This is a genomic window from Desulfobaccales bacterium (genome assembly GCA_041648175.1).
GTDB lineage: Bacteria > Desulfobacterota > Desulfobaccia > Desulfobaccales > 0-14-0-80-60-11 > 0-14-0-80-60-11.
Genome location: JBAZPO010000004.1, coordinates 21,997 through 41,973 on the forward strand (window position 1 = coordinate 21,997; position 19,977 = coordinate 41,973).

General features: G+C 51.6%; 21 protein-coding genes. 15 read left to right on the forward strand and 6 right to left on the reverse strand.

What is annotated here, in order from left to right:
* Nucleotides 1–55 precede the first annotated feature (55 nt).
* The 5 genes from WC600_04925 to WC600_04945 all read left to right on the forward strand — a co-directional run bounded on the left by WC600_04925 (nucleotide 56) and on the right by WC600_04945 (nucleotide 4,381).
* Nucleotides 56–1,111, forward strand: coding sequence for an enoyl-CoA hydratase/isomerase family protein (locus tag WC600_04925; protein MFA4902072.1), 1,056 nt, complete (start codon nucleotides 56–58; stop codon nucleotides 1,109–1,111).
* A 57-nt stretch (nucleotides 1,112–1,168) separates the two neighbouring features.
* A complete protein-coding gene (locus WC600_04930; protein MFA4902073.1) occupies nucleotides 1,169–1,942 on the forward strand; it encodes an enoyl-CoA hydratase-related protein in 774 nt (257 codons plus the stop codon).
* A 111-nt stretch (nucleotides 1,943–2,053) separates the two neighbouring features.
* Nucleotides 2,054–3,145, forward strand: coding sequence for a flavodoxin-dependent (E)-4-hydroxy-3-methylbut-2-enyl-diphosphate synthase (ispG, locus tag WC600_04935; GenBank protein MFA4902074.1), 1,092 nt, complete (start codon nucleotides 2,054–2,056; stop codon nucleotides 3,143–3,145).
* 235 nt (nucleotides 3,146–3,380) lie between these two features.
* On the forward strand, nucleotides 3,381–3,815 hold the full coding sequence (locus tag WC600_04940; GenBank protein ID MFA4902075.1) for a hypothetical protein: 435 nt from the start codon (nucleotides 3,381–3,383) through the stop codon (nucleotides 3,813–3,815).
* A gap of 17 nt (nucleotides 3,816–3,832) precedes the next feature.
* A complete protein-coding gene (locus WC600_04945; protein ID MFA4902076.1) occupies nucleotides 3,833–4,381 on the forward strand; it encodes a hypothetical protein in 549 nt (182 codons plus the stop codon).
* A gap of 136 nt (nucleotides 4,382–4,517) precedes the next feature.
* Here the strand turns inward: WC600_04945 and WC600_04950 are convergent, their stop codons facing one another.
* Together WC600_04950 and WC600_04955 are read right to left on the reverse strand one after the other, a co-directional pair.
* Nucleotides 4,518–4,979, reverse strand: coding sequence for a L,D-transpeptidase (locus tag WC600_04950; protein ID MFA4902077.1), 462 nt, complete (start codon nucleotides 4,977–4,979; stop codon nucleotides 4,518–4,520).
* 65 nt (nucleotides 4,980–5,044) lie between these two features.
* A complete protein-coding gene (locus WC600_04955; GenBank protein MFA4902078.1) occupies nucleotides 5,045–5,716 on the reverse strand; it encodes a ThiF family adenylyltransferase in 672 nt (223 codons plus the stop codon).
* Between the two features lie 1,064 nt (nucleotides 5,717–6,780).
* Here WC600_04955 and WC600_04960 point away from each other — a divergent pair.
* The 3 genes from WC600_04960 (at nucleotide 6,781) to WC600_04970 (ending at nucleotide 8,934) form a co-directional block, all read left to right on the forward strand.
* Nucleotides 6,781–7,590 carry a hypothetical protein gene (locus WC600_04960; protein ID MFA4902079.1) on the forward strand — a complete coding sequence of 270 codons (810 nt, stop codon included), beginning with the start codon at nucleotides 6,781–6,783 and terminating at the stop codon, nucleotides 7,588–7,590.
* A 25-nt stretch (nucleotides 7,591–7,615) separates the two neighbouring features.
* Nucleotides 7,616–8,413 carry a toll/interleukin-1 receptor domain-containing protein gene (locus WC600_04965; GenBank protein ID MFA4902080.1) on the forward strand — a complete coding sequence of 266 codons (798 nt, stop codon included), beginning with the start codon at nucleotides 7,616–7,618 and terminating at the stop codon, nucleotides 8,411–8,413.
* A gap of 62 nt (nucleotides 8,414–8,475) precedes the next feature.
* The gene (locus WC600_04970) at nucleotides 8,476–8,934 is read left to right on the forward strand and encodes a DUF4231 domain-containing protein (protein MFA4902081.1); all 459 of its coding nucleotides are present in this window, start codon (nucleotides 8,476–8,478) and stop codon (nucleotides 8,932–8,934) included.
* 449 nt (nucleotides 8,935–9,383) lie between these two features.
* Here the strand turns inward: WC600_04970 and WC600_04975 are convergent, their stop codons facing one another.
* The gene (locus WC600_04975) at nucleotides 9,384–9,851 is read right to left on the reverse strand and encodes an OsmC family protein (GenBank protein MFA4902082.1); all 468 of its coding nucleotides are present in this window, start codon (nucleotides 9,849–9,851) and stop codon (nucleotides 9,384–9,386) included.
* A 158-nt stretch (nucleotides 9,852–10,009) separates the two neighbouring features.
* On the opposite strand from WC600_04975, the gene WC600_04980 reads away from it, so the two are divergent.
* From WC600_04980 to WC600_05000, 5 genes are all read left to right on the forward strand, one after another.
* On the forward strand, nucleotides 10,010–10,915 hold the full coding sequence (locus tag WC600_04980; protein ID MFA4902083.1) for a LysR family transcriptional regulator: 906 nt from the start codon (nucleotides 10,010–10,012) through the stop codon (nucleotides 10,913–10,915).
* 270 nt (nucleotides 10,916–11,185) lie between these two features.
* Nucleotides 11,186–12,043, forward strand: a complete 858-nt coding sequence (locus WC600_04985; protein ID MFA4902084.1) for a LuxR C-terminal-related transcriptional regulator — start codon at nucleotides 11,186–11,188, stop codon at nucleotides 12,041–12,043.
* Nucleotides 12,044–12,326: 283 nt separating this feature from the next.
* Nucleotides 12,327–13,187 carry a flavodoxin family protein gene (locus tag WC600_04990; protein MFA4902085.1) on the forward strand — a complete coding sequence of 287 codons (861 nt, stop codon included), beginning with the start codon at nucleotides 12,327–12,329 and terminating at the stop codon, nucleotides 13,185–13,187.
* 354 nt (nucleotides 13,188–13,541) lie between these two features.
* Complete coding sequence (locus tag WC600_04995) at nucleotides 13,542–14,348, forward strand: DUF3786 domain-containing protein (GenBank protein ID MFA4902086.1); 807 nt, start codon at nucleotides 13,542–13,544, stop codon at nucleotides 14,346–14,348.
* Nucleotides 14,349–14,611: 263 nt separating this feature from the next.
* Nucleotides 14,612–15,400 (forward strand): enoyl-CoA hydratase, encoded by a 789-nt coding sequence (locus WC600_05000; protein ID MFA4902087.1) that lies wholly within the window; start codon nucleotides 14,612–14,614, stop codon nucleotides 15,398–15,400.
* Between the two features lie 164 nt (nucleotides 15,401–15,564).
* Here WC600_05000 and WC600_05005 read toward each other — a convergent pair whose 3' ends face one another.
* From WC600_05005 to dtd, 3 genes are all read right to left on the reverse strand, one after another.
* On the reverse strand, nucleotides 15,565–17,067 hold the full coding sequence (locus tag WC600_05005; GenBank protein ID MFA4902088.1) for a hypothetical protein: 1,503 nt from the start codon (nucleotides 17,065–17,067) through the stop codon (nucleotides 15,565–15,567).
* Nucleotides 17,068–17,120: 53 nt separating this feature from the next.
* Nucleotides 17,121–17,783 carry a Mov34/MPN/PAD-1 family protein gene (locus WC600_05010; GenBank protein ID MFA4902089.1) on the reverse strand — a complete coding sequence of 221 codons (663 nt, stop codon included), beginning with the start codon at nucleotides 17,781–17,783 and terminating at the stop codon, nucleotides 17,121–17,123.
* A 183-nt stretch (nucleotides 17,784–17,966) separates the two neighbouring features.
* Nucleotides 17,967–18,416 (reverse strand): D-aminoacyl-tRNA deacylase, encoded by a 450-nt coding sequence (gene dtd / locus WC600_05015; protein ID MFA4902090.1) that lies wholly within the window; start codon nucleotides 18,414–18,416, stop codon nucleotides 17,967–17,969.
* 314 nt (nucleotides 18,417–18,730) lie between these two features.
* Here dtd and pgsA point away from each other — a divergent pair, with 314 nt between their 5' ends.
* Nucleotides 18,731–19,324 carry a CDP-diacylglycerol--glycerol-3-phosphate 3-phosphatidyltransferase gene (gene pgsA / locus WC600_05020; protein ID MFA4902091.1) on the forward strand — a complete coding sequence of 198 codons (594 nt, stop codon included), beginning with the start codon at nucleotides 18,731–18,733 and terminating at the stop codon, nucleotides 19,322–19,324.
* Complete coding sequence (locus WC600_05025) at nucleotides 19,317–19,871, forward strand: hypothetical protein (GenBank protein MFA4902092.1); 555 nt, start codon at nucleotides 19,317–19,319, stop codon at nucleotides 19,869–19,871. The genes pgsA and WC600_05025 overlap by 8 nt, the downstream gene beginning before the upstream one ends.
* Nucleotides 19,872–19,977 lie beyond the last annotated feature (106 nt).

The window sequence follows — 19,977 nt, forward strand, 5'->3', positions numbered from 1 at the left end:
GCAAGTTTTCCCTCCTGCCTCAATGGGAGCGAGGGGGATTTAAAAAACTATTAATATGGCTGATCCTCAAGAACCATCCGTTTTGGTACGACGCTCACCCGGCCTGATGGCCATCGTCCTGAACCGCCCCCGGGTCCTCAATACCCTCAACCTGGAAACGATTAGCTTGCTGCGCCAGGCCTTCGATGCGGCCCTGGCCGCGGACCGAGTGCGGCTGGTGCTCATCAGCGGCGCGGGCGAGAAGGGATTCTGTGCCGGGGGCGACCTCAAGGAACTGACCCAGGCAGTCCGGGAGCACACGGTGCACCTGGCCGACCAGTTCTTCCGGGAAGAGTATGCTCTGGACCTCCTGATCCACGACTCCCCCAAGCCGGTGGTGGTTCTGGCCCACGGCATCAGCATGGGTGGCGGGCTGGGCCTGGCCGCGGGCGCGGATATCGTCGTGGCTACCGAAACCACCCGCATGGCCATGCCCGAAACCCGTATCGGCTTCTTTCCGGACGTGGGCGCTACCGGCTGGCTTTTTACTAAATGCCCGCCGGGTTACCCTGAGTATCTGACGTTGACGGGCTATGAGATCGTGGGGGCGGAATGCGTTCGAATGGGGTTGGCCACACACTTGGTGCCGCAAGCCCGCTTACCTGAACTGCGGCAGGGGTTGGAAAATTGTTCCGAAGAGCTCCCCGCAGATAGGCCCGGGGCCGCGGCAGTCTTGCACCAGGTCCTGGCCCCTTTTGCCCTGCAAGATATTTCGCCGAATCCCGATATGGACGTCTGGGTGAAGGAACATTTCGCGGGAAAACGTTCCCTCAAGGAGATCGTGGCCGCGCTCAGTCAATGCAGCGCAAAGTTAGCGCTCTGCGAAGACACCCACCAACGTTTGGGCGAGCGCTCCCCCACGGCCATGGCCGTGACTCTGCAATTGCTCCGGGCCAATGCGGGCCGGCCCTTGCCGGAAGTGTTCCGGCGGGAGGCCCTGGCGGCCCACTTTCTTATCACTCACCCTGATTACCTGGAGGGTATCCGGGCCCGTATCATTGACAAAGATGATGAACCCCGCTGGCAGCCGGCGACCATTGAGGAATTGGGACCTCTGACGGCAGGGTTTTAATTTTGTGGCACAGGCCTCCGGCCTGTGGAAAACAGGTTGATTTACCAAGGAGAAGCCATGACCTATCAAACCATTCTGTTTGACCAAGACGCCGGAGTAGCCACCATCACCTTTAACCGCCCGGACAAACTCAATGCTCTGAACCACGAGATGCTGGTTGAGTTCGAGGATGCCTTGGAGAAGGTGCAGCAGAACCCCGACATTCGGGTGCTCCTCCTCACCGGGGCTGGCCGAGCCTTTATCGCCGGGGCAGACATCAGCGAGTTCCTGAAATTCGGTCCCCTGGAGGCCCGGGCCTTCGCCCGCTCCGCCCATGAAACCGGCTTTATCCTGGAGGACCTGGAAATCCCGGTGATCGCCTGCGTCAACGGCTTTGCTTTGGGCGGGGGCCTCGAGATGGCCATGGCCTGTGATTTCATCTACGCCGCGGACACTGCCCGCCTGGGCCAGCCGGAGATCAACCTGGGGATCATCCCCGGCTTCGGTGGCACCCAACGCCTTTCCCGTCTGGTGGGTAAGGGTACGGCCAAAGAGATGGTCCTTACCGGCCGCATGATGGACGCCGCGGAGGCCAAAACCTTGGGGCTGGTGGCTCAGGTCTTCCCCGCGGACACCTTTATGACGGAATGCCGCAAAGTTGCCCAGGCCCTGGCGGCCAAGGGCAGGGTGTCGGTGCGCGCCGCCAAGCAGGCCATCGACCGAGGATTTGACCTGGACCTGAAAAATGCCTGCCTTCTGGAGGTGGATGTCTTTGCCCTGTGCTTTGCTTCCCCGGATGCACACGAAGGGGCCCGGGCCTTTTTGGACAAGCGCCCGCCGAAGTTTTTGTGAGTGATCTGAGGGCCAGGTGACGTAGAGCAGGACCTGAGTATCCGCCCATCCAACCTTGCGGCGGGGCCTGGTTTCTTTTACAATTGTGAAAAATCTTGAATAGAGTTGCTTATGACTATGATGATTCGCAAACCCACCCGGGCCATCTTTATCGGCCCGGTCCAGATCGGCGGCGGCGCCCCGGTGGTGGTCCAAAGCATGACCAACACCGACACCCGGGATGTTGGGGCGACCTTGGCCCAGATCAACCGTCTGGCCGCAGCGGGCTGCGAAGTGGCCCGCCTGGCCGTGCCCGATAAAGAAGCGGTTGAGTCCTTTGGCAAAATCAAGCGGGAGAGCCCGCTGCCCCTCATTGCCGATATTCACTTCAATTACCGGTTGGCCCTGGCGTCTTTGGAGGCGGGGACCGACGCCATTCGCATCAACCCCGGCAACCTGGGCGGCGCCGAAAAGACCCGGATTGTGGTGGAGGCCTGCCGGGAGCGAGGCGTGCCCCTGCGCTTGGGGGTCAACGCCGGCTCCCTGGAAGCAGACCTGTTGGCGCATTACGGCGCGCCCACCGCCGCGGCCATGGCGGCCAGCGCCATGCGCTGGGTCAAACAATTCGAGGAGTGGGATTTTTTTAATTTTAAGATTTCTTTAAAATCGTCCGATGTATTGACTACCGTGGCGGCCTATGAGGAACTGTCCCACCAGACCGATTATCCTTTGCATCTGGGTGTCACCGAAGCCGGGGGTCTCATTGCTGGCACGGTGAAATCGGCTCTGGGCATCGGCATGCTACTGGCCAAGGGCATCGGCGACACCATGCGGGTTTCCCTGACCCGGGACCCGGTGGAGGAAATCCGGGTGGCCTACGAGATTCTTCGAGCCCTGCACTTAAGGGAACGGGGGGTTGAACTTATCTCATGCCCGACGTGCGGGCGCTGCCGGATTGATTTATTTGCCCTGGCTGAAGAGGCGGAACGGCGTCTGTTAAACGTGACCGCGCCCCTCAAGGTGGCCATCATGGGCTGTGTGGTTAATGGTCCCGGAGAAGCCCGGGAGGCCGACGTGGGCATAGCCGGAGGCGCCGGCGTAGGGCTGTTGTTTAAGAAAGGCGAGATAGTGCGCCAGGTGCCGGAAGCCGAACTCCTGTCCGCGCTGCTCACGGAAGTGGCGGCCCTCACCGGCGAGGCGGTGAAACTGCCAGAAACCGACTGACGCGGCAAGAGTTCCCTTATGGAGAAGGTTTTTTATGTGACTTGGTACCCCGGTCTGACTCATTACCTTCAATTTTATATCAAGGCATTGAAGATAATGTGTTGGTAAACCGATTCTTTGGTGAGCATAAACGTTTTGTTTTATAGTCCGAAAAGAACATTTTGCTTGACAACTTGTTGGGTCAGCGAGAAGAATAGCCTCATCAACGCAGGAGCCCGGTAAAGGAGGTTCGACCATGAGGATTTTGGGCTTTTTAATGATAACTGCACTTGCCGTCGTCCTTTTGGGATGTGCCACTTTCCAGCGTTCCCAAGTAATTGACACCGACAAACTTGAAGGCTATGCCGCTGGAACCTTCAAAGAGGATAGTTCCGGACCGACTGGAAGTTTAGATGTGGCAGGTTCTGGAGCCGCTTGGGGAGGTGGCGGCGCCATGGGAGTTGCCGGCATTAACCTAAGAACCGGTCCGCCACCAAATGGCGCTTTAGACTTCGCCAGAGCGGTTGCCATGATCAATTATAGTAAGAAATTGACAAGCGTGAAATATGATCAGTTTGGCGGGGTCATTGACTATGAGTTTGATCAAACGCCGTTAGCTCGCAGTAAATATCGTGATCCGGCGACTGCGCCCAAGCTGCCTTCATCGTTCGGCCATCAACCCATTGAATAGCAAGGTGGTGTAAGTCTATGGGTAAAAGATTGTTTGTCCTGGCAGTCATACTGGTTTTTTGTTTTGGCTGTGCAAAGGGTACCTCAGAAGTAGGAAAGGCTTCTGAATGGAATAAAACTGTCATGGCCCCAGACGTGGCAGGGCAGAGTGGCTTGGTTTTTGATCCCTTAAACATTGATGGTGCTGCTTTACCTGATATACATGATCTCCCAACCCCTCCTATACAGCCAGCAAAAAAATATACCGGAATAATAAAAAATAACACCCGTTTTGAGGTGTCAATTCCTGCCCGCAACAGTAGCGCTACCATCACCATTCCGGCTTACGGCTGGGTGGAGTATACTGCCTGGAATAGTTATTTTAACGTCACGGTGTATCATGATGGCAAGCCGTTCTATTGTCTCAACATCCATGCCCATCTCCAAAATTACCCTTTTATGTGCAAAAAATACGATTTCATTGCGGAGATCGTCAAAGATGAACCGGTGATAAGGCAGGGGCCCTCTGAGCCCTCCAAGCTTAAGCCCCGCAAGATAAAGCGGAAGGTCGAAAATCCGCCTTGTTAAGTTTCAGGTATTTTCTTTCCAAAAAAGCCCGGAGCTCCCCGGGCTTTTTTGGGGCTCGCCAGATGAGAAGCCGGTTATGTTCCTTCTGGGGAGTTCATTTCTGTTATTCAAGAATAAGGTAACGCTAAGACATGGCTTAATCGCCTTCTCTCCCTCCGTGAATTACCACAACTGTTTTTCCCTGCTCCGCCCAGTCATACAGCCATTCAATGTATGGCTGTTCCACATGGATACAACCGTGAGTTGCTAACTCTTTCTTCAAGTCTGGGTCAGGCACTTCGCCTTCGTGGATGGCTCTTTTTCCTTTAAGATCGAAAAATATGGAGTAAGACATGGGTGTATCATAGGTGCGAGAATAATAATCTGCATCTTTTGCTCTTACAACATAAATTCCCGGCGGGGTTGGAGTTTCATCATCGCCGGTTATTATGGGAAATTCGCAAAGTTTTTCTCCGTGTTCATAGGCCGCCCCGACCTGCTGGATTTGGTCAATCCAAATCATTTTTTCATAGCGTTTGAATATATCGATGGCACTAGAAGGTAGAGCATAAATCTGAGTGAACAGCACAATGACAATGCAATAAATATATTTTCTCATTATCTTTACTGCCGCGCCTTTTTAATTGGTTAAGATCATCAACTTATTGTCTGAACGCCCCTTTTCTAAAGTGGCCGGGTTACTGCCCGGCTGACGTTCTGCACGATGTCCAGATAGACTTCCGAGTAGTTCAAACGTCCCTGCCGGATGGCGTAGAAGGCGTTCAGCATGAGGGACGCCACCATGAGATTGGCAAAGAGCAGTTGCGGGGCGCCGGCCTCCATGAGTTCCTCACACGACATCGTCGCGGGACTCTGGTCTCCGGGGGTGGCGATCTCGGGATGATAGCGGATCAGCGATGGCGTGAGATCCTGGCCGTCTTGCCGGACAAAGATTTGGACGTTGCCGTCTTCGTAGTCGTTGCCCCCGGAAATGAGGGTGAGGTCACTCAAAGAGGAGGCATGACGGCTCACCAAGTTGCGGGAGGCGTGGTTGTCTACCATGAGGAAGACCACTTCGCCCTCACCGATCAAACGGCCCACGTTTGCCTCCGTGACATATTCCGACGCCGACCGGAAGGCCAGGGCTTCGTACTCCTGGGCCAATTCCAGTGACTTCACTTCGGCCTTGTTGCCCAGGCGGGAGAAGGCCTGGCGGGCGGCATTGCTACGTTCAAAGCGGTCGCCGTCAATGAGGGTGAGACGGGCCCGAGTTTCGGAAAACTGCAGATAGCGGCAGAGGAAGGGCAGGAGGGCGCAGCCAATCCCTCCGATGCCGATGGCCTTGATTTCCAACATAGTGGCTCTCAGTCTTCAGCGGTTAGCGTTCAGGTATGTATAATTTTATATTAATGAATTTATTGTCATTATAATAGCAGTTACCCGCTTTTTGATTGAACTCATTCCCAAGCTGAGCGTGGGAATGGGTTGAAAAGGGATCGAAGTCAAGAGATGGAATAAGGCGAAAGGCGGGATGCGCTGCGCTTTCCCGCCCTACGTTGCTACAGGTTACGGTCTTAATTCGCATTTTCACCGCCTTTTTTACCCTATTTTCGGACCTTTTTTAGACCTTTTTTCGTGTTTTTTCTCAGGGGCCGCACCGGATGGGCAGGGATGCGGCGCAACGCGCGTCGCATCCGCATCGGGTGCGCGTCGGAGAAAAGCGGATGGTTTACGGAGGGAACTCGTTGAATACCCGCAGGAAATCGGATGTGGCAGGGTTAGGATGCGGAACGGCGGCCTTAAAAGTTCCTTACCGGGATGGGCGATATTTTTTCGGAGATCGGGGTGAGTGCAGATGGAACCGCGTTTATCCATGAGTGGCGATATGAGGCGGGCACGGTTAACCGGACCCGCAAGAATCGGTCAGGATAGTAATAGTCCAGGGCAAGTTTAGCAATGGAGAGAGCAAGGGGCCAGCACAGACGAGACACATGACAGAGAAGAGTTAAAGCCGGGGAGATTAGACGTCGATGGCCAAATAAGGTGCAGATAAAATAACCATTTAGAATACCTATTATTTTAATTCACGCGGCGTATATATAGCAGAAATCACCAATTCTAGATAAAGGCAGGATTGTCAACATTTTGAGTTTAATGCGGCTGGTCGTAATGAGAATTTTGACTTACACGGTTTTAGAAATGAACCTCGTTAAACTATGATATGAAAGTGCGGTGGGTCATCGAATACCGGATCAATCGCCTGCAGTTCCTCAATCTCCAGCGTGCTTGACAGCCCCACCTCTCTTGTGGCAAAATATTTATGGGAACCTATCTATGATCGATATTTATAAATATCCTTACGAAAATATTTCTTAAATTATATGATCTGGCAGCGCATCTTCATACTTTAAGTAAACAAAATGCCTATCTTGACTCTGCTTTCTCAGGTAAAGTCAAAACCCAAACGGAGGATCTATCTCCTTTTCTTGCTTTATATCGTCTCTATTCCCATAGGCGCTATCTGGTTCACAGCTGCTGAATCTTCTTATTACATGGGTGGACCAACCTTTTTGGAGAGATTGGGAATGGCATTTTGGTTTGCTATCCAAACTGCGACTTTTAGTACCCTGGGTGATGTTGTCCCGCAGACTTTATTGGGTCGATTAAGCGCAATCTATCTAAAATATAACACCTTATTCTGCCTTGGAGGAATAATATATTATACTTTGCAAGCTTCTCTTCTGGAACGGTTGGATAAAATTACCGAGGCCAGGATCCGCCAGATCAGAGAAAAGCCGATTGACATCTTTCTTTGCCATCGCAAAACCGATAGCTCGGGCCACACCGGAAGGATTTTTGATCGACTCTCTGCCTTTTTCGGTCCTGAACATGTCTTCATGAGCGTCAATATCCCTGGTAAGGGTGAGAAAATTGGTAATATCGAGGAAATAATCCCCAATTGTAATATCGTAATAGGGGTTATCGGTCGTAATTGGGCACCTTTCGAAGAAAATGGCGTGGTGCATCTAGAACTAAAGTATGCCATCCAAAAAAATATTCCCATAATCCCAGTACTAATCAACGATGCGGAAATGCCCTCTGTCTCTGAAATTCCAGGCGATCTGGCCGGAATTCTGAGGATTCAGGCCCATGAATTGAGCGATGCCCGATGGAATACCGACGTTCAGAAACTGATAGATCTCATTGATACCATGCGTAAAAGATTTTAAATCAATAAAATAATAATGCCCTAAAATGCTGAGACGCAGGATTTATCTTCTTTTAATTATTTTCCTTTGCATGATTCCGTTAGGGACTGTCGTATTCGTTTTATTTGAACCAGGCGAAGGACCAGCTTTAAGCAAGATAGGTCGTGGCCTCTGGTTGACAATTCAAGATACCATACCGTTTGGAACATATGGAGACATGGTTCCGGTTACCACAGCTGGACGCATAGTTGCTATTTGCATAAGGTTTCTTAGCCTAATTTTACTGGGAGTAGCAATTTATTCGGCGCTGCAAGCTTCGCTCTTTGAGCAAGTCGATACCATTGCGCGGGAAAAATATTCCACAATTGATGAAAAACCACTTAACATCTTTATCAGCTATCGTAGGGCAGATAGTGCCGGACACAGTGGCAGGGTTTTTGACCGACTCTCTGCCCAGTTTGGTCATGAACATGTATTCATGGATATCGATACCATCGTGCCGGGGGAGGACTTTATACAGGTAATTGAAAAAACAATCTCTTCCTGTGATCTCATTGTGGCCGTCATGGGGCCAGGATGGACCGGGATAGGCGTTCAAAAAAGCCGCATATTCCATGAAAATGATTTCGTGCGCCTTGAAATCAAACATGCGCTCCAACAGGGGATTCCCATCATTTCAGTCTTGATCAATGAGGCCCACCTGCCGGGCGCCATCGAACTCCCGGAGGATATTCAGGGAATCTTAAAGCAGCCGGCGCTTGAACTCAGGGATGCGAATTGGAACGGGGACTTCCAGAAATTCCTTGATATGATTGAATCCCAGAGGCGAAAACTGGATGCATAATAGCTGATTAAAACCCTATGGAGTAAAGGCTGGAATAGCCAGGACCTTAGAAGGAGCATCCGATGAATTTTTTGGCACCAGAGGATTTTCAGAATCACCCTGCCTGGCAACGGCTGGAGGACCAATTACAATGGTATGACCGGAAAAGTATAAGAAATAAGAGATGGTATAAAATCTTAAGGGTAACCCAACTATGCCTCGCTGCTTCAATTCCGATTATTGCCTTAGCGGGGGCCGCATGGAGCAAATGGGTGACGGCCGCCTTTGGTGGCCTGATTGCCGTGTTTGAAGGGGTACAGCAACTAAATCAATTCGGACCCCAATGGATTGCCTACCGATCCACAGCAGAACAGCTCAGACACGAAAAATTTCTTTTCCTGTCCCAAAGCGGACAATATAGAAACATCGAGGGAGGTGAGGCTCTGCGGCTTTTGGCCGAACGGGTGGAGGAGAACGTCTCACAAGAACATGCTCGATGGACTAATAAATCAAAGCAGACGCTGGAAGAGAAGCATACTTGATATCTTGCCGCCCGAGAGACTTATCGGTTGAGGGGAGAAAATTGAAGGTATTTTCTGGATATGGAAGGTTTTTGGCTCTGTGATAACTGCCGGATCATAGTTATCTTTATTTCCAATAGCATTCCAGAATTGTTCCAGGCCCAAAAAAACAGGCAGGGCCATCTCTGGCCCTGCTTGGATATGTCTGGCCTCTAACCATCCTTAGCCGCGGCTTAAGCAGTCCGAGCAAAACTCGGTTTACCTCTTGAGCAAGTTGGTCAACAGAGCGATTCCCGGCCTCTTGTAGCACCCCGTCGATGATAGTTTGCTTGAGTTCATCGGTGAGTTCGGGCCGAGCGTCATGCCAGCCATCGGGGCTATGAGGTATGCTTGCCTTACTGTATCACGCGGTGGCTCTGGTCGGTTCACTGATCAGAATTTCAGAAATTCCCGGTCAATTCCGGTCATGGTTATGAGAACCTGATCTGCAGAGGTGTCGGATTGTTGATGGTATCACAGAGCGGACACCTTCCCAGGAGTTCCTGATAAAATTCCCCCTTTTCATTTTCCGAAAGCTCCGAGGAAAACTCCACCTGCACCGACAGTTGTGAAAAACCCGCCCTGGTGGACGTATTCAGGCCAAAGGCGCGGGAAGGGTCGACATCTCCGACAATTGATAAACGGAGATCCTTCAACTCAATCTGCTTCTCCATTGCCATGATGCGGCAGATATTAATGATGCATCCTCCCAGAGCTATGGCCAGGCATTCCGGCGGATTCGGGCCGGCATCGTCACCTCCCCGTTCTTTGCGCATATCCATAAGGATTTCATGACCGCGTGTCGTGGCAATTATCTGGCGATTGGCCCCTGCAGCCACTGTTGTAGAAAAGTGCATGAGTTCCATTTTGCCCTCTGACCCGTTTTCATCTGCCTTCATAGCTGTCTCCTTGGACTGTAGGTTAATCTTGCATTTCGATTAAAATCTGCTGTCTGATAAATTCTGATATATATGATGTACAGAACGATTCAGAGCTCGTCCAACGAATTATTTTCATATGCTTATCGTGAAATTCGATTAAATAAGGAGCAAACACCATGGACCTGCAGCGCCTGCAGACCTTCCGGACGGTGGCTACACTGATGAACTTCAATCAGGCGGCCGAAGTTCTGCACTATTCGCAATCCACCGTTTCAGCCCAGATCAAAACCCTGGAAAATGAAATTGGGATACTGTTGTTCAAAAGAATTGGAAAATCCATCCGGTTGACAGAGGCCGGGGCGAAGATGCTCGTCTATGCCGATAAGCTTCTCGCCATCAAGGAGGAGGCTGTGGCCGAGGTAACCGGCAGAAATATGGTCTCCGGTCTCTTGACACTCCGGATGCCCCAGACCGTGGCTACGCATTATCTGCCGCGTATCCTCTATGATTATCAACCGCGCTTTCCGGGGATGCGGTTGGATATCACCAATTGCGCCCTGCACTCCCTGGAGCATGAACTGCGGATCGGCACGGTCGATCTCGCGTTTTTGTTTGCGGATGTCATCGGTGCGAAAAACCTTGAATGCGAGTTATTGCGCATCGAGCCCCTCGCCATTGTCACGCACCCGAGTCATCCGTTAGCCGCTCGGAAATCGGTTGATTTTAAGGACCTCGAAGGGCAGGTCCTGCTTTTTCCTAAAAGTGATTGCGGATATCGGATGGTCTTTGAGCAGGCATTGGCGACGGAACGGGTGACCCCGGCTACCATAATTGAAATGAACAGCATTGAGGCAATAAAACAGACGATAAGAGCTGGAATCGGGGTAACCATTATCCCGGAGATTGCGATACGGATCAATGTGAAAAAAGGGGAAATGGCCAGAGTGTGCTGGGCGGATGATCTGGAAACCGGAGTCCTGATGATCTACTACAAGGATAAATGGCGCTCCCCGGCCGTCGAAGCCTTTATGGAGACAATGAGGCGTTTTGTCTCGACGCAGCAAGGATATCTGGAGCAATAAATCGAGGCCGCAAATCCCATTTCAGACCGGCAAAGAGAGTTGAGCGGCTTTCAGAAGTTTCTCCAACCGTTTCATGGAGAATCAACCCGAAAGAATCTCCTTAAAATCCGAAAATATGGATTGGATAATTGGATCATGCACCGGGAAAAATGTTATCCTTGGCTGTGAAATAAGAGAGGATACCTGAAGGCCATGCGGCCTTCAGCCGCCAATACAGGTAACCATCCTGGGTGAAATTTTGCCAGGTAGCATCTGCTGTCGGTGAAACCGATGTTGGTCAAGGGATATTATGATTTTTCTTTAAGGAAGGGCGGCGCGCCCCTTAGAACCGGTTCCGAGTTCGACACCCAGATGTTTGCCTATTTCCGGCTGGACGGCGATATCCCCCCACTTTTTCCCTACATCAACGCTGTGGCCGAATCGGCCAGTCTTCTGGAAAACCCCCCGTTTATCCGGTTTGTGCTGGACCGGTTCTCCTGCGGCCTCTATCCCGATCATGGTGTTGCGGCATCTTTTACCAACAGTCAGGAGGCTCTGGGGTTCTTAGACCGGCTAATGGACTTCCTCAATGATATTTGTCAACGCCGGGACGAGCTTAAGCCAAATTATAAAAGGTGGAACCCCGTCCCCGTGCTCGATATCTTCCGGCTGCTCCCTCAAACCAACTGCAGGGCCTGCGGCTATCCTTCCTGCCTGGCTTTTGCCGCAGCTTTAAGCTCCCAGAAAACCAGCCCGGAGCGCTGCCCCGGATTTACCAGCCCCATATCGACCCAGGTGGTCTACCCGGTGCATGATAAACAAGGCAATCTGGTGTCCACGGTTACCATCGACATCGACCCCAGCCGGTTCAACTGCGCCCTTGCATTGCATGAAAAGGATGCTGCGCTGCCCGCCAGCAGCAGGACTGCGCCGGGGGAAAAAAATAATTCCCTGCCGGCAATTCTGACCAAGCGGGAACTGGAGGTTCTGCGCCTGGTAGCCCAAGGGGCCACTAATGTGGAGATCTCCAGATCTTTGAAGATCAGTCCGCATACCGTCAAAAGCCATATAATCAATATCTTCAATAAATTGGGAGTTAATGACCGCACCCAAGCCGCGGTCTGGGCCCTGCGGCACCAGTTGGTCTAATCTTCCGATATTTTCTCCTGATAGATTCCTCTTCCCAAAAACCAAAAATAAAAATGTGGTCTCCCCCCACGGTAAATTTGTTCTCATTCAAAGGCGAACAGGAGCGCGGAGTTTTCACCCCGCACTTCGTTCCCATACTCCCACGCATGGTTGTCAACTTAAAGAGCGTTATTACACAAAGTGCTCCAGGGGATGACGCTAATCCGCGATGAGCCCTTTCTTCTTCACCGTCGGTGCATACCGGCGAAGGCCAATGTTCGATTAAGAGGAGGGGGCGCGGAGTATGCGGCATGGAATGATCCAAATAGAAGGATTTATCGCCCAAATGGGCGATGGTTTTTTTCTGGCCCTGTATATAGTTACCCGTGTAACCGTAACCGAGGAAGGTGTCCAAATTGTTAACTGTTCAGACTCATTATATTTTACTCGCAAACTGCGTTGGAGTTTGAGCCGAGTAGACCAACTTATATATCAAAGAATGGAACAAGGAGGAATCACGATGAAGGTTGTCACGTTATTCGGCAGTCCGAGACCCAATGGAAATACTGCAACCCTGGCAAACGCGTTTAATGAAACCGCAGAGGAGATGGGCGCTGATGTAAAGAGCTTTATGTTAAACAAGCTGGTCTTCCGAGGATGCCAGGCCTGTGATGCATGTAAAACACAGTCTGACAAATGTGTTCTCAAGGACGATCTGGCTGAGGTGCTGGAAGCGGTAGCGAATACGGGTATTCTGGTACTGGCCACACCTATTTATTTCGCGGAAGTGACCGCGCAATTGAAAACATTTGTGGACCGCTGCTATTCGTATTTGGAGCCATTTGAGGTAATGCCGGAAACCAGCCGGCTGAAGCCGGGCAAAAAGATGGTACTCATTACGGCTCAAAATCGTGGCGATGAGCTCTTTGCTGATGTTTGCAAGAAATATCGAATGATATTCGAGTTTCTTGGCTTCAAGGAAACTCATCTTATCAGGGGTTGCGAGCTCTTGGCAGCTGATGCGCTTAAGACAAAAAACCGCAATGATCTTTATCGAGTTGTCAAGAGAAACGGCACGAAAAGTTTTAGGTTGAAGAGACGAGCAGGCAGTATCGAGCATGATTGGGGATGGCGTGCGTTTTGTGTGCTTGCGCTGTGCGGGTAATGTTGGGCAGCAAATCGTGAGAAATTCGGGATGGATGCGAGTACTGATCCCACTCGGACTCATCAAATCAAAAGGTGTATACAGCGTTGACCAGAAAATGCGCCAGCTTGCATTCAAAGTCCGCTCGGTTTTCGATTATCCAAAAATGTCGGAAAATGCATGCGCATCCGCCCTTCCTTAAAGGAGAACAAATCTACCGTGGGTCTCCCCAAATGGGGGGTTCTTTTCCCAAGTAATGAAATTATCCTCATTACCTGATAGCTAAGCGTCGGCCATCAACTATACGAAGAGAAAATTGCTTTCGAGAGTGATCGGTACCGACCTTTGAAGAACCAAGAGAAGGAGAAGAGCCGTATGATCCAGTTGACGAACCCAATGGAGATTTTCAAGTTACTCGATAGATCCAATTGCAGGAAATGCAACGAATTGACGTGCATGGCCTTTGCCGCCGCGGTGTTCAAGGGGCAACGGCAGCTCAACGAATGTCCTCATCTGGAGGGCCACGACCTTGCGCACTCTGCTGGGAAAAGTGAAGGGCGTGTGACCAACGAACAGGAATTGGAATTCACGATAGAAGAATTGAAAACCCGGCTAGCCTCTGTAGACCTTTGTTCAGCAGCGCGCAAAATGGGGGATAGTTTTTCCGACTCCAAACTAACGATCAAGATTTTCGGTAAGAACTTTAGTGTTGATTCCAAAGGGGATATCACCACAGACATTCACATCCATCCATGGGTGATGATCCCTGTTCTCAACTATATCATCCAGAGCAAAGGAACACCTCTTTCAGGCAAATGGGTAGCGTTGAGGGAATTAGAAAACGGAGAGACCTGGGGTCGGCTTTTTGCGCAGCGATGCGAAAAACCCTTGAAACGGTTAGCCGATATGCATACCGACCTCTTCGGGGACATGATCCGGGTATTTAATGGCAAACAGGTGGAAAACCATTACGCTTCAGACGTTTCGCTGGTCCTGAGGCCTTTCCCGAAAGTGCCGATTCTGCTTTGCTACTCGAAGGCGGAAGACGGTCTCGAATCCAACCTGAATGTTTTCTTCGACTCCACGGCGGAGGACCATCTCAATATTGAGTCCATCTATTACCTTGGTGTCGGATTGGCGAGGATGTTTGAAAAGATCGCTTTAAGGCATTCTTCCCAGTGATGACTCATGTAGTGCGGCGGACATTGCTTTTTTCACCGCCTCAGTACTACCGGCAGAAAAGGAGCACCTGTCAGGGTCGAAAATTATCGCTTGAATGGGAAAAATTCTAGATATATCCTGGATAAGAAGAAGTTTTCGCCCGCTTGGTAGGCTTTCATTCATGGTAGGAAGCCCTGAGGCTGATAGCATTGTGTGCCACTACTCTATCACAGGGTTAACGTCCCTCCTGGCGCAAAAATTCACACCTCAAAGGACCTAAAGCGATGTCTTATGACTCTCTCGTTTTCGAAGTCAAGGATGGCGTTGGGCTGATCCGCCTCAACCGCCCCGATGACGGCAATGCCATTACCTTAGAAACGGTCAACGAACTGCTGGATGTTGCCCTGCGCTGTGATGAAGATCCCAAGGTCCGCGCGGTGGTGCTGACCGGCAGCGGCAAGATGTTTTGCGTTGGAGGAGATTTAAAGGCGTTTGCCGCCCAAGGCGAAGGGGTCTCCTTCTATCTAAAAAAAGTTACCCAGGCTTTTCACGCCGTGATCTCCCGGTTCAACTGGATGGATGCACCGGTGATTGGAGCCATCAACGGGACAGCCGCGGGAGGAGGCTTCAGTCTGGCTTTAACCACCGATATCGCCGTTGCCGCGGAGTCAGCAAAATTTACTATGGGCTATACCAAAATCGGCCTGGCCCCGGATGGCAGCTCGAGCTACTTTTTGGCGCGCCTGGTGGGGCTGCGCCGCGCTAAAGAGATGGTATTGTTAAATCCGGTTTTGTCGGCAAGGCAAGCCCTGGAGTGGGGACTAATAAATCAAGTGGTCGCCGATGATCAAGTACTGCCTGCCGCGCTCGAAATAGCGCAGCGTCTGGCAAAAGGACCAACCTTAGCTTTAGGTGAAGCCAAGCGTCTAATCCTATCCGGTGCGACTGAGAGCCTTGAATCCCAGATGGAGAAAGAATCACGCGCCGTTGCTGCAATGGCAGGCAAATTAGATGGGCGAGAAGGAGTAGCTGCCTTTATTGACAAGCGAATACCCAAGTTTACAGGGCAGTAATGTCCTCACAGATCCGCATGTGAAGCTAAACGAAACCGTCGACAGCTTGTCAGGGCAAAACCTTATCAGAATTTCCGCGCAGAATTTATATCATTTGCTTATCAGCACCGTCCAGCTGAAGAACCCAACCCAGGAGGTGGACCATGAAAGTAGCCAAGCGACCCCTAAGCGAATTTTTTCGATCCGTCTTGGCCAAAATATTGGGGGTCTTGATAATCATAAAGAATAATGTGAGGTTTCGCCTTTTCTCCCATAACTTCGAGAATATTTTTATAGAGCGGGGCTAACGAGATGAATTCCTGGATGAAAATTTCGGACATCACCTTTTGGAGTTCCGCCTCGGCCTTGATCCCTTGTTCCATTTCCACCCGGCATACCAGGAGAATATCATGATCATCGTCTTCCACATTTTCCAATACGAAATTGCCGGTTACATAAGGGGCCAGGCTGGCGTGATTTATAGCCTGTTGAACGTATTCAGAATAGATGGGCAAGCCATATATTTTTGCCATAAATTTATCCCGCCCGAAGATATATATAAAAGGAAAATTCCCACAATTATTGCTTACCCATTCTTGACTATCCGGACAGTGTTGCCTCATAAGGCTAGTCATCTGCTGATAAGGAATCACGCCGCCGCGGTCTTTAATGTTATATCTTATCAAGGGGGCGCCGTTGTTTATGGTAAAACAGAGTTCTCCCGCAGGTGATTCAAAATAAATAGTTCTGGGATCATAGACATAAAGGGAGGGCAGGCGTGCATCTCCAAAGAAATTTTGAGCGATATCGTGGTGGTTGGCTAAAAACCTTCTGATCTGGATGGACAAGAGGGTCTCAAATCCCATCAAACCGGCATCCGAAGAACCATACACCGACATTATGGGAGGTTTATTGACCATGCCGCCCAATTGTTTGAAGAGATAATCGCGCCAGTTTTCCGTAAAGGCCTGGCCCGCGCAAACCAGCCTGAGTTTAGTCACATCAATGGCATCCCGGTGCTGGCAGGCTTGATGGACAACTTCTTTAAGGAGGGGAGGATAGCCAAAAATGATGATTTGATCGAATTCCCGATGCAAGGCGCGGATAAAAGTAAGGATATCCTTATCAGACCAACTCGGGGTGGTTATCGTGAGAGGCAGGCCCTTGAGCTTGAGAAGCTGCAGACATGCCAGGGTAAAGGTCCCGGCAACGGTATTCCCCAGGTAAAATCCGTCGATCACCAGGGTCTGCCGTTGGTTAACCTCGAAGAACTCCTGTAGGAAGAATTCGTGCTGCCGGGCCCCTTCTAAATCGGTTTGCAACATCCTGGGCCAGAGGTGAGGCTGGCCCGTCGTTCCGGAACTAACGGCGATAAAATGGGACAGAGAAAGTTTGCCATGCCACGATCTTGAAGCCAGATCATAGGCATCAAGGTAATTTTTATTATCAGTCAAGGGCAGTTGCCGGAAATCATCCAGGGTCCGTATATCGGCAGGGTTAATCCTGGATTTCTTCAAGAAATCATTATATGCGGGTACGTTGGCGGCTGCCTGCTGAAACAGGGTCAAGACTTTTTCTTCGCCCTGGCGTATCAATGCTGCTTCGTCAGAAATAACGCCCGGATCAAAGAAACTCTGGTCTTCTAACCAGACGAGAAATTGCTGGCGAGGGCTGTCTGTTATTTCCATATCATAGCCTTTTCCAGATATGTATTGGCTAGTTACTTCTCTCGGTGCACCCTTTACGGGCCGAACTCGATGGGCGGGGGGAGAGGGGTAACTTTTCGGTCCACCTCGCTGGTCCAATCCGCTTCCGGCGGCGTTTGCTCCCAGGGGATGGGGTAGGGGGAAAACAGGTGTTCCGGGGGAATGTTTCCCCGAAAGCCCTGCACCACCACGGAGCAGGATATGGTCAGGTCAGCGTCCAGGTTGCCGATGGTGAGGTGCAAGCCGTCTTCGAAACGCTCGTCTTGCCAGTCCTGCAGGGAATGAAAGGCTTCCATTGCGGCATGACTGTGAATGGTCCCCAGGCGTGTAAGTCCCAGTGGGAACTCCCTGAGCTCATAATCGCAGTGTCCGCCTCCTACGGTCTGATGGGGCACTACCAATTCGTACGTGCGGGTGGCTTCCCGCCAAGCCAATAGAGCCACGGCTTCACTGTGGTAGCGGGTATAAACAGCCCGGAAAAAGGCTACGGCCGCCAGAAGCAGGGCCGCGGGCAGGGGAGGCGCGTTCAGGTGGACTTCGGAGCTTTGGGGCTCCAGCCAGGGAATGCCCGCGGCTGGGACCACGGCCTCGAAAAACGGCGTGCGCTTCACCAGAAATAACCCATCTCGGGTGAGCAGATAATAGATGGTATCTGAGGGCGGGGCGAAATCCTGATCTTTTAAATAAATGGGTAACATGCAGCCGTGCGCCGGATATGGTCCTTAGCTGATCTTATATTACTGGTTGACGTATTTTTTAGCCGGAAGAAGCAGCCAACAACCGTCATGAACCCCCTGAAGGCCGCGCCGGAATCTCGGTTAAAGTGGATAAGTGTTTGAATCATAATGAGGTACACCAGATTTGTCAATCCTGAGGATAACCTAAAACACCTTCTTGCTGTCCAGAAGCAGGGTGACCGGCCCGTCATTGATGAGGCCCACTTCCATCATCTGGCGAAAGCGACCCGTGGCTACCTTGAGCCCATAATCGGCCAAGGCCCTGGCCAGGTCCTCATAGAGGTGTTCCGCGGTCTCGGGGGTGGCCGCGGCATCAAAAGAAGGGCGCCGTCCCTTGCGGCAGTCCCCCAGGAGGGTGAACTGGGAGACCAGGAGAACCTCGGCTTTGAGGTCCAGGAGAGAAAGATGCATTAAGCGGCCGTCCCCGGCAAAGACCCGCAGGTGCGCAAGCTTTTTGGCCAGATACGCCACGTCCTCGGGACCGTCAGCTTCGGCCACTCCCACCAGAATCAACAGGCCCACGCCGATCCTGGCAACTTCCTCCTGGCCGACCCGGACCCAGGCTTCTTGCACCCGTTGCACCACCACGCGCATACTCAACCCCCCAATGCATTTCCTGTTATAGCACCATTTAAGCCAGACTGAGCCGAACACCCTTCAAGAAGCGCCGGCCATGGTGCGTACACCAGCTTGATCTTTTGCCTGCGTTCGAGTCAGAATAATGAAGCTGGGTCTTGGTGTCAAGATGGTGTGACGGGTTCAGTGTATAGGTACTAGCGGCCCATACCCTGAATCATCTTATTCCCGGAAAATCCTGTCATGGTCACGTTAATGGATTGTTTTATCGCCATAGGGTATGTTAAAGTTTTACCAGGAAAATCCCAGAACAGGAAATCGCTCACAGCATCATGTCATCCCGCCCCCTTTCGCAGGCTAATATCACTATTCCCAACCTCATCACCCTGTTGCGGATTCTTCTGACTCCGCTGTTCATTATCTTTTTGATCCAGGGGTCATATCACAAGGCCCTGTTTGTGTTTCTCCTGGCCGGGGTGAGTGATTTGGCAGATGGTCTCATCGCCCGCACCTGGCATCAGAAGTCCCGCCTGGGAAGCTACCTCGATCCCCTGGCGGACAAAGTCCTCATGGCCGCCAGTTTCGTTACCTTAAGCATTTACCGGGAGATCCCCTCGTGGCTGACCGTGGTGGTCATCAGTCGGGATCTGGCCCTGGGTTTTGGCGTCTTGATTTTCCGCCTGGCGGATATTCCCCTGGAGGTCAGACCCTCCCTGGCGGGCAAATGGACCACCACCTTCCAGGTGATCACAGTATTCCTGGTTTTGATCGGCAAAATTTGGCCTCTTCCCTATAAGGTATTGCTGGCCTTTTTCTATTGCACTGGCGCCTTGACCACCATTACCGGCATTCACTACCTGTATAACGGCATTAGAATGATGAACATGTTTCAGGGCAATGGCTCTCGGGGCAACCGTGATGGCTGAAGTCATCGACCTGGAACACTTTCGTTCCAAGGTCGCCGCGGACCACGGGTTTCGTTCCTGGCTGGCCCGCTTCCAGGAGCAATTCGGCCCTGATACCCGTCTCCAGGATCTGAGTCCATCAACCCTTCTGTACCTGGCTACTCCGGGGGAAGAAAACCTCTATGTTCTTTTCGACCTGGTCATGGGGGCCCAAGGACTGGGGGGATCGCTACGGTTTCGCCTGGATGATCTGAATACTGACACCAAGATGAAGATCATTGACTGCGCTTTTGCATTGGTGGACCGGGTGCGATTTGAAGTTATGCGCCGGTTGGGGTGGGTGACGCTGGTTCCCGAGGTGGAAGTTCCCATCATTGCTCTGGTGAATCGGGCTTGGCGCCTGGGCGCCAGGTTTAACCAGGAGGCCCCGGCCCTCGCCCCAGAGCACCAGGAATTCCCGGCCTATGCCCGGCTCGGCCCCATGGATCGAGTGGTCTTCCTGCGCCGGATCATCCCCCGGGCGGTGGTGACGTTCCGAGACCAGATGGACTCGGACCGCCAGGGGTAAATGCTCTTCCTTCCCAGCGGCTTCATTCCCGCAGCATTCCTCACAGCAGAGTAGTTGTCAGTAGCCCGTCTCCCAATATAAGGGGTTAGAGGTGATGCTATTCTGG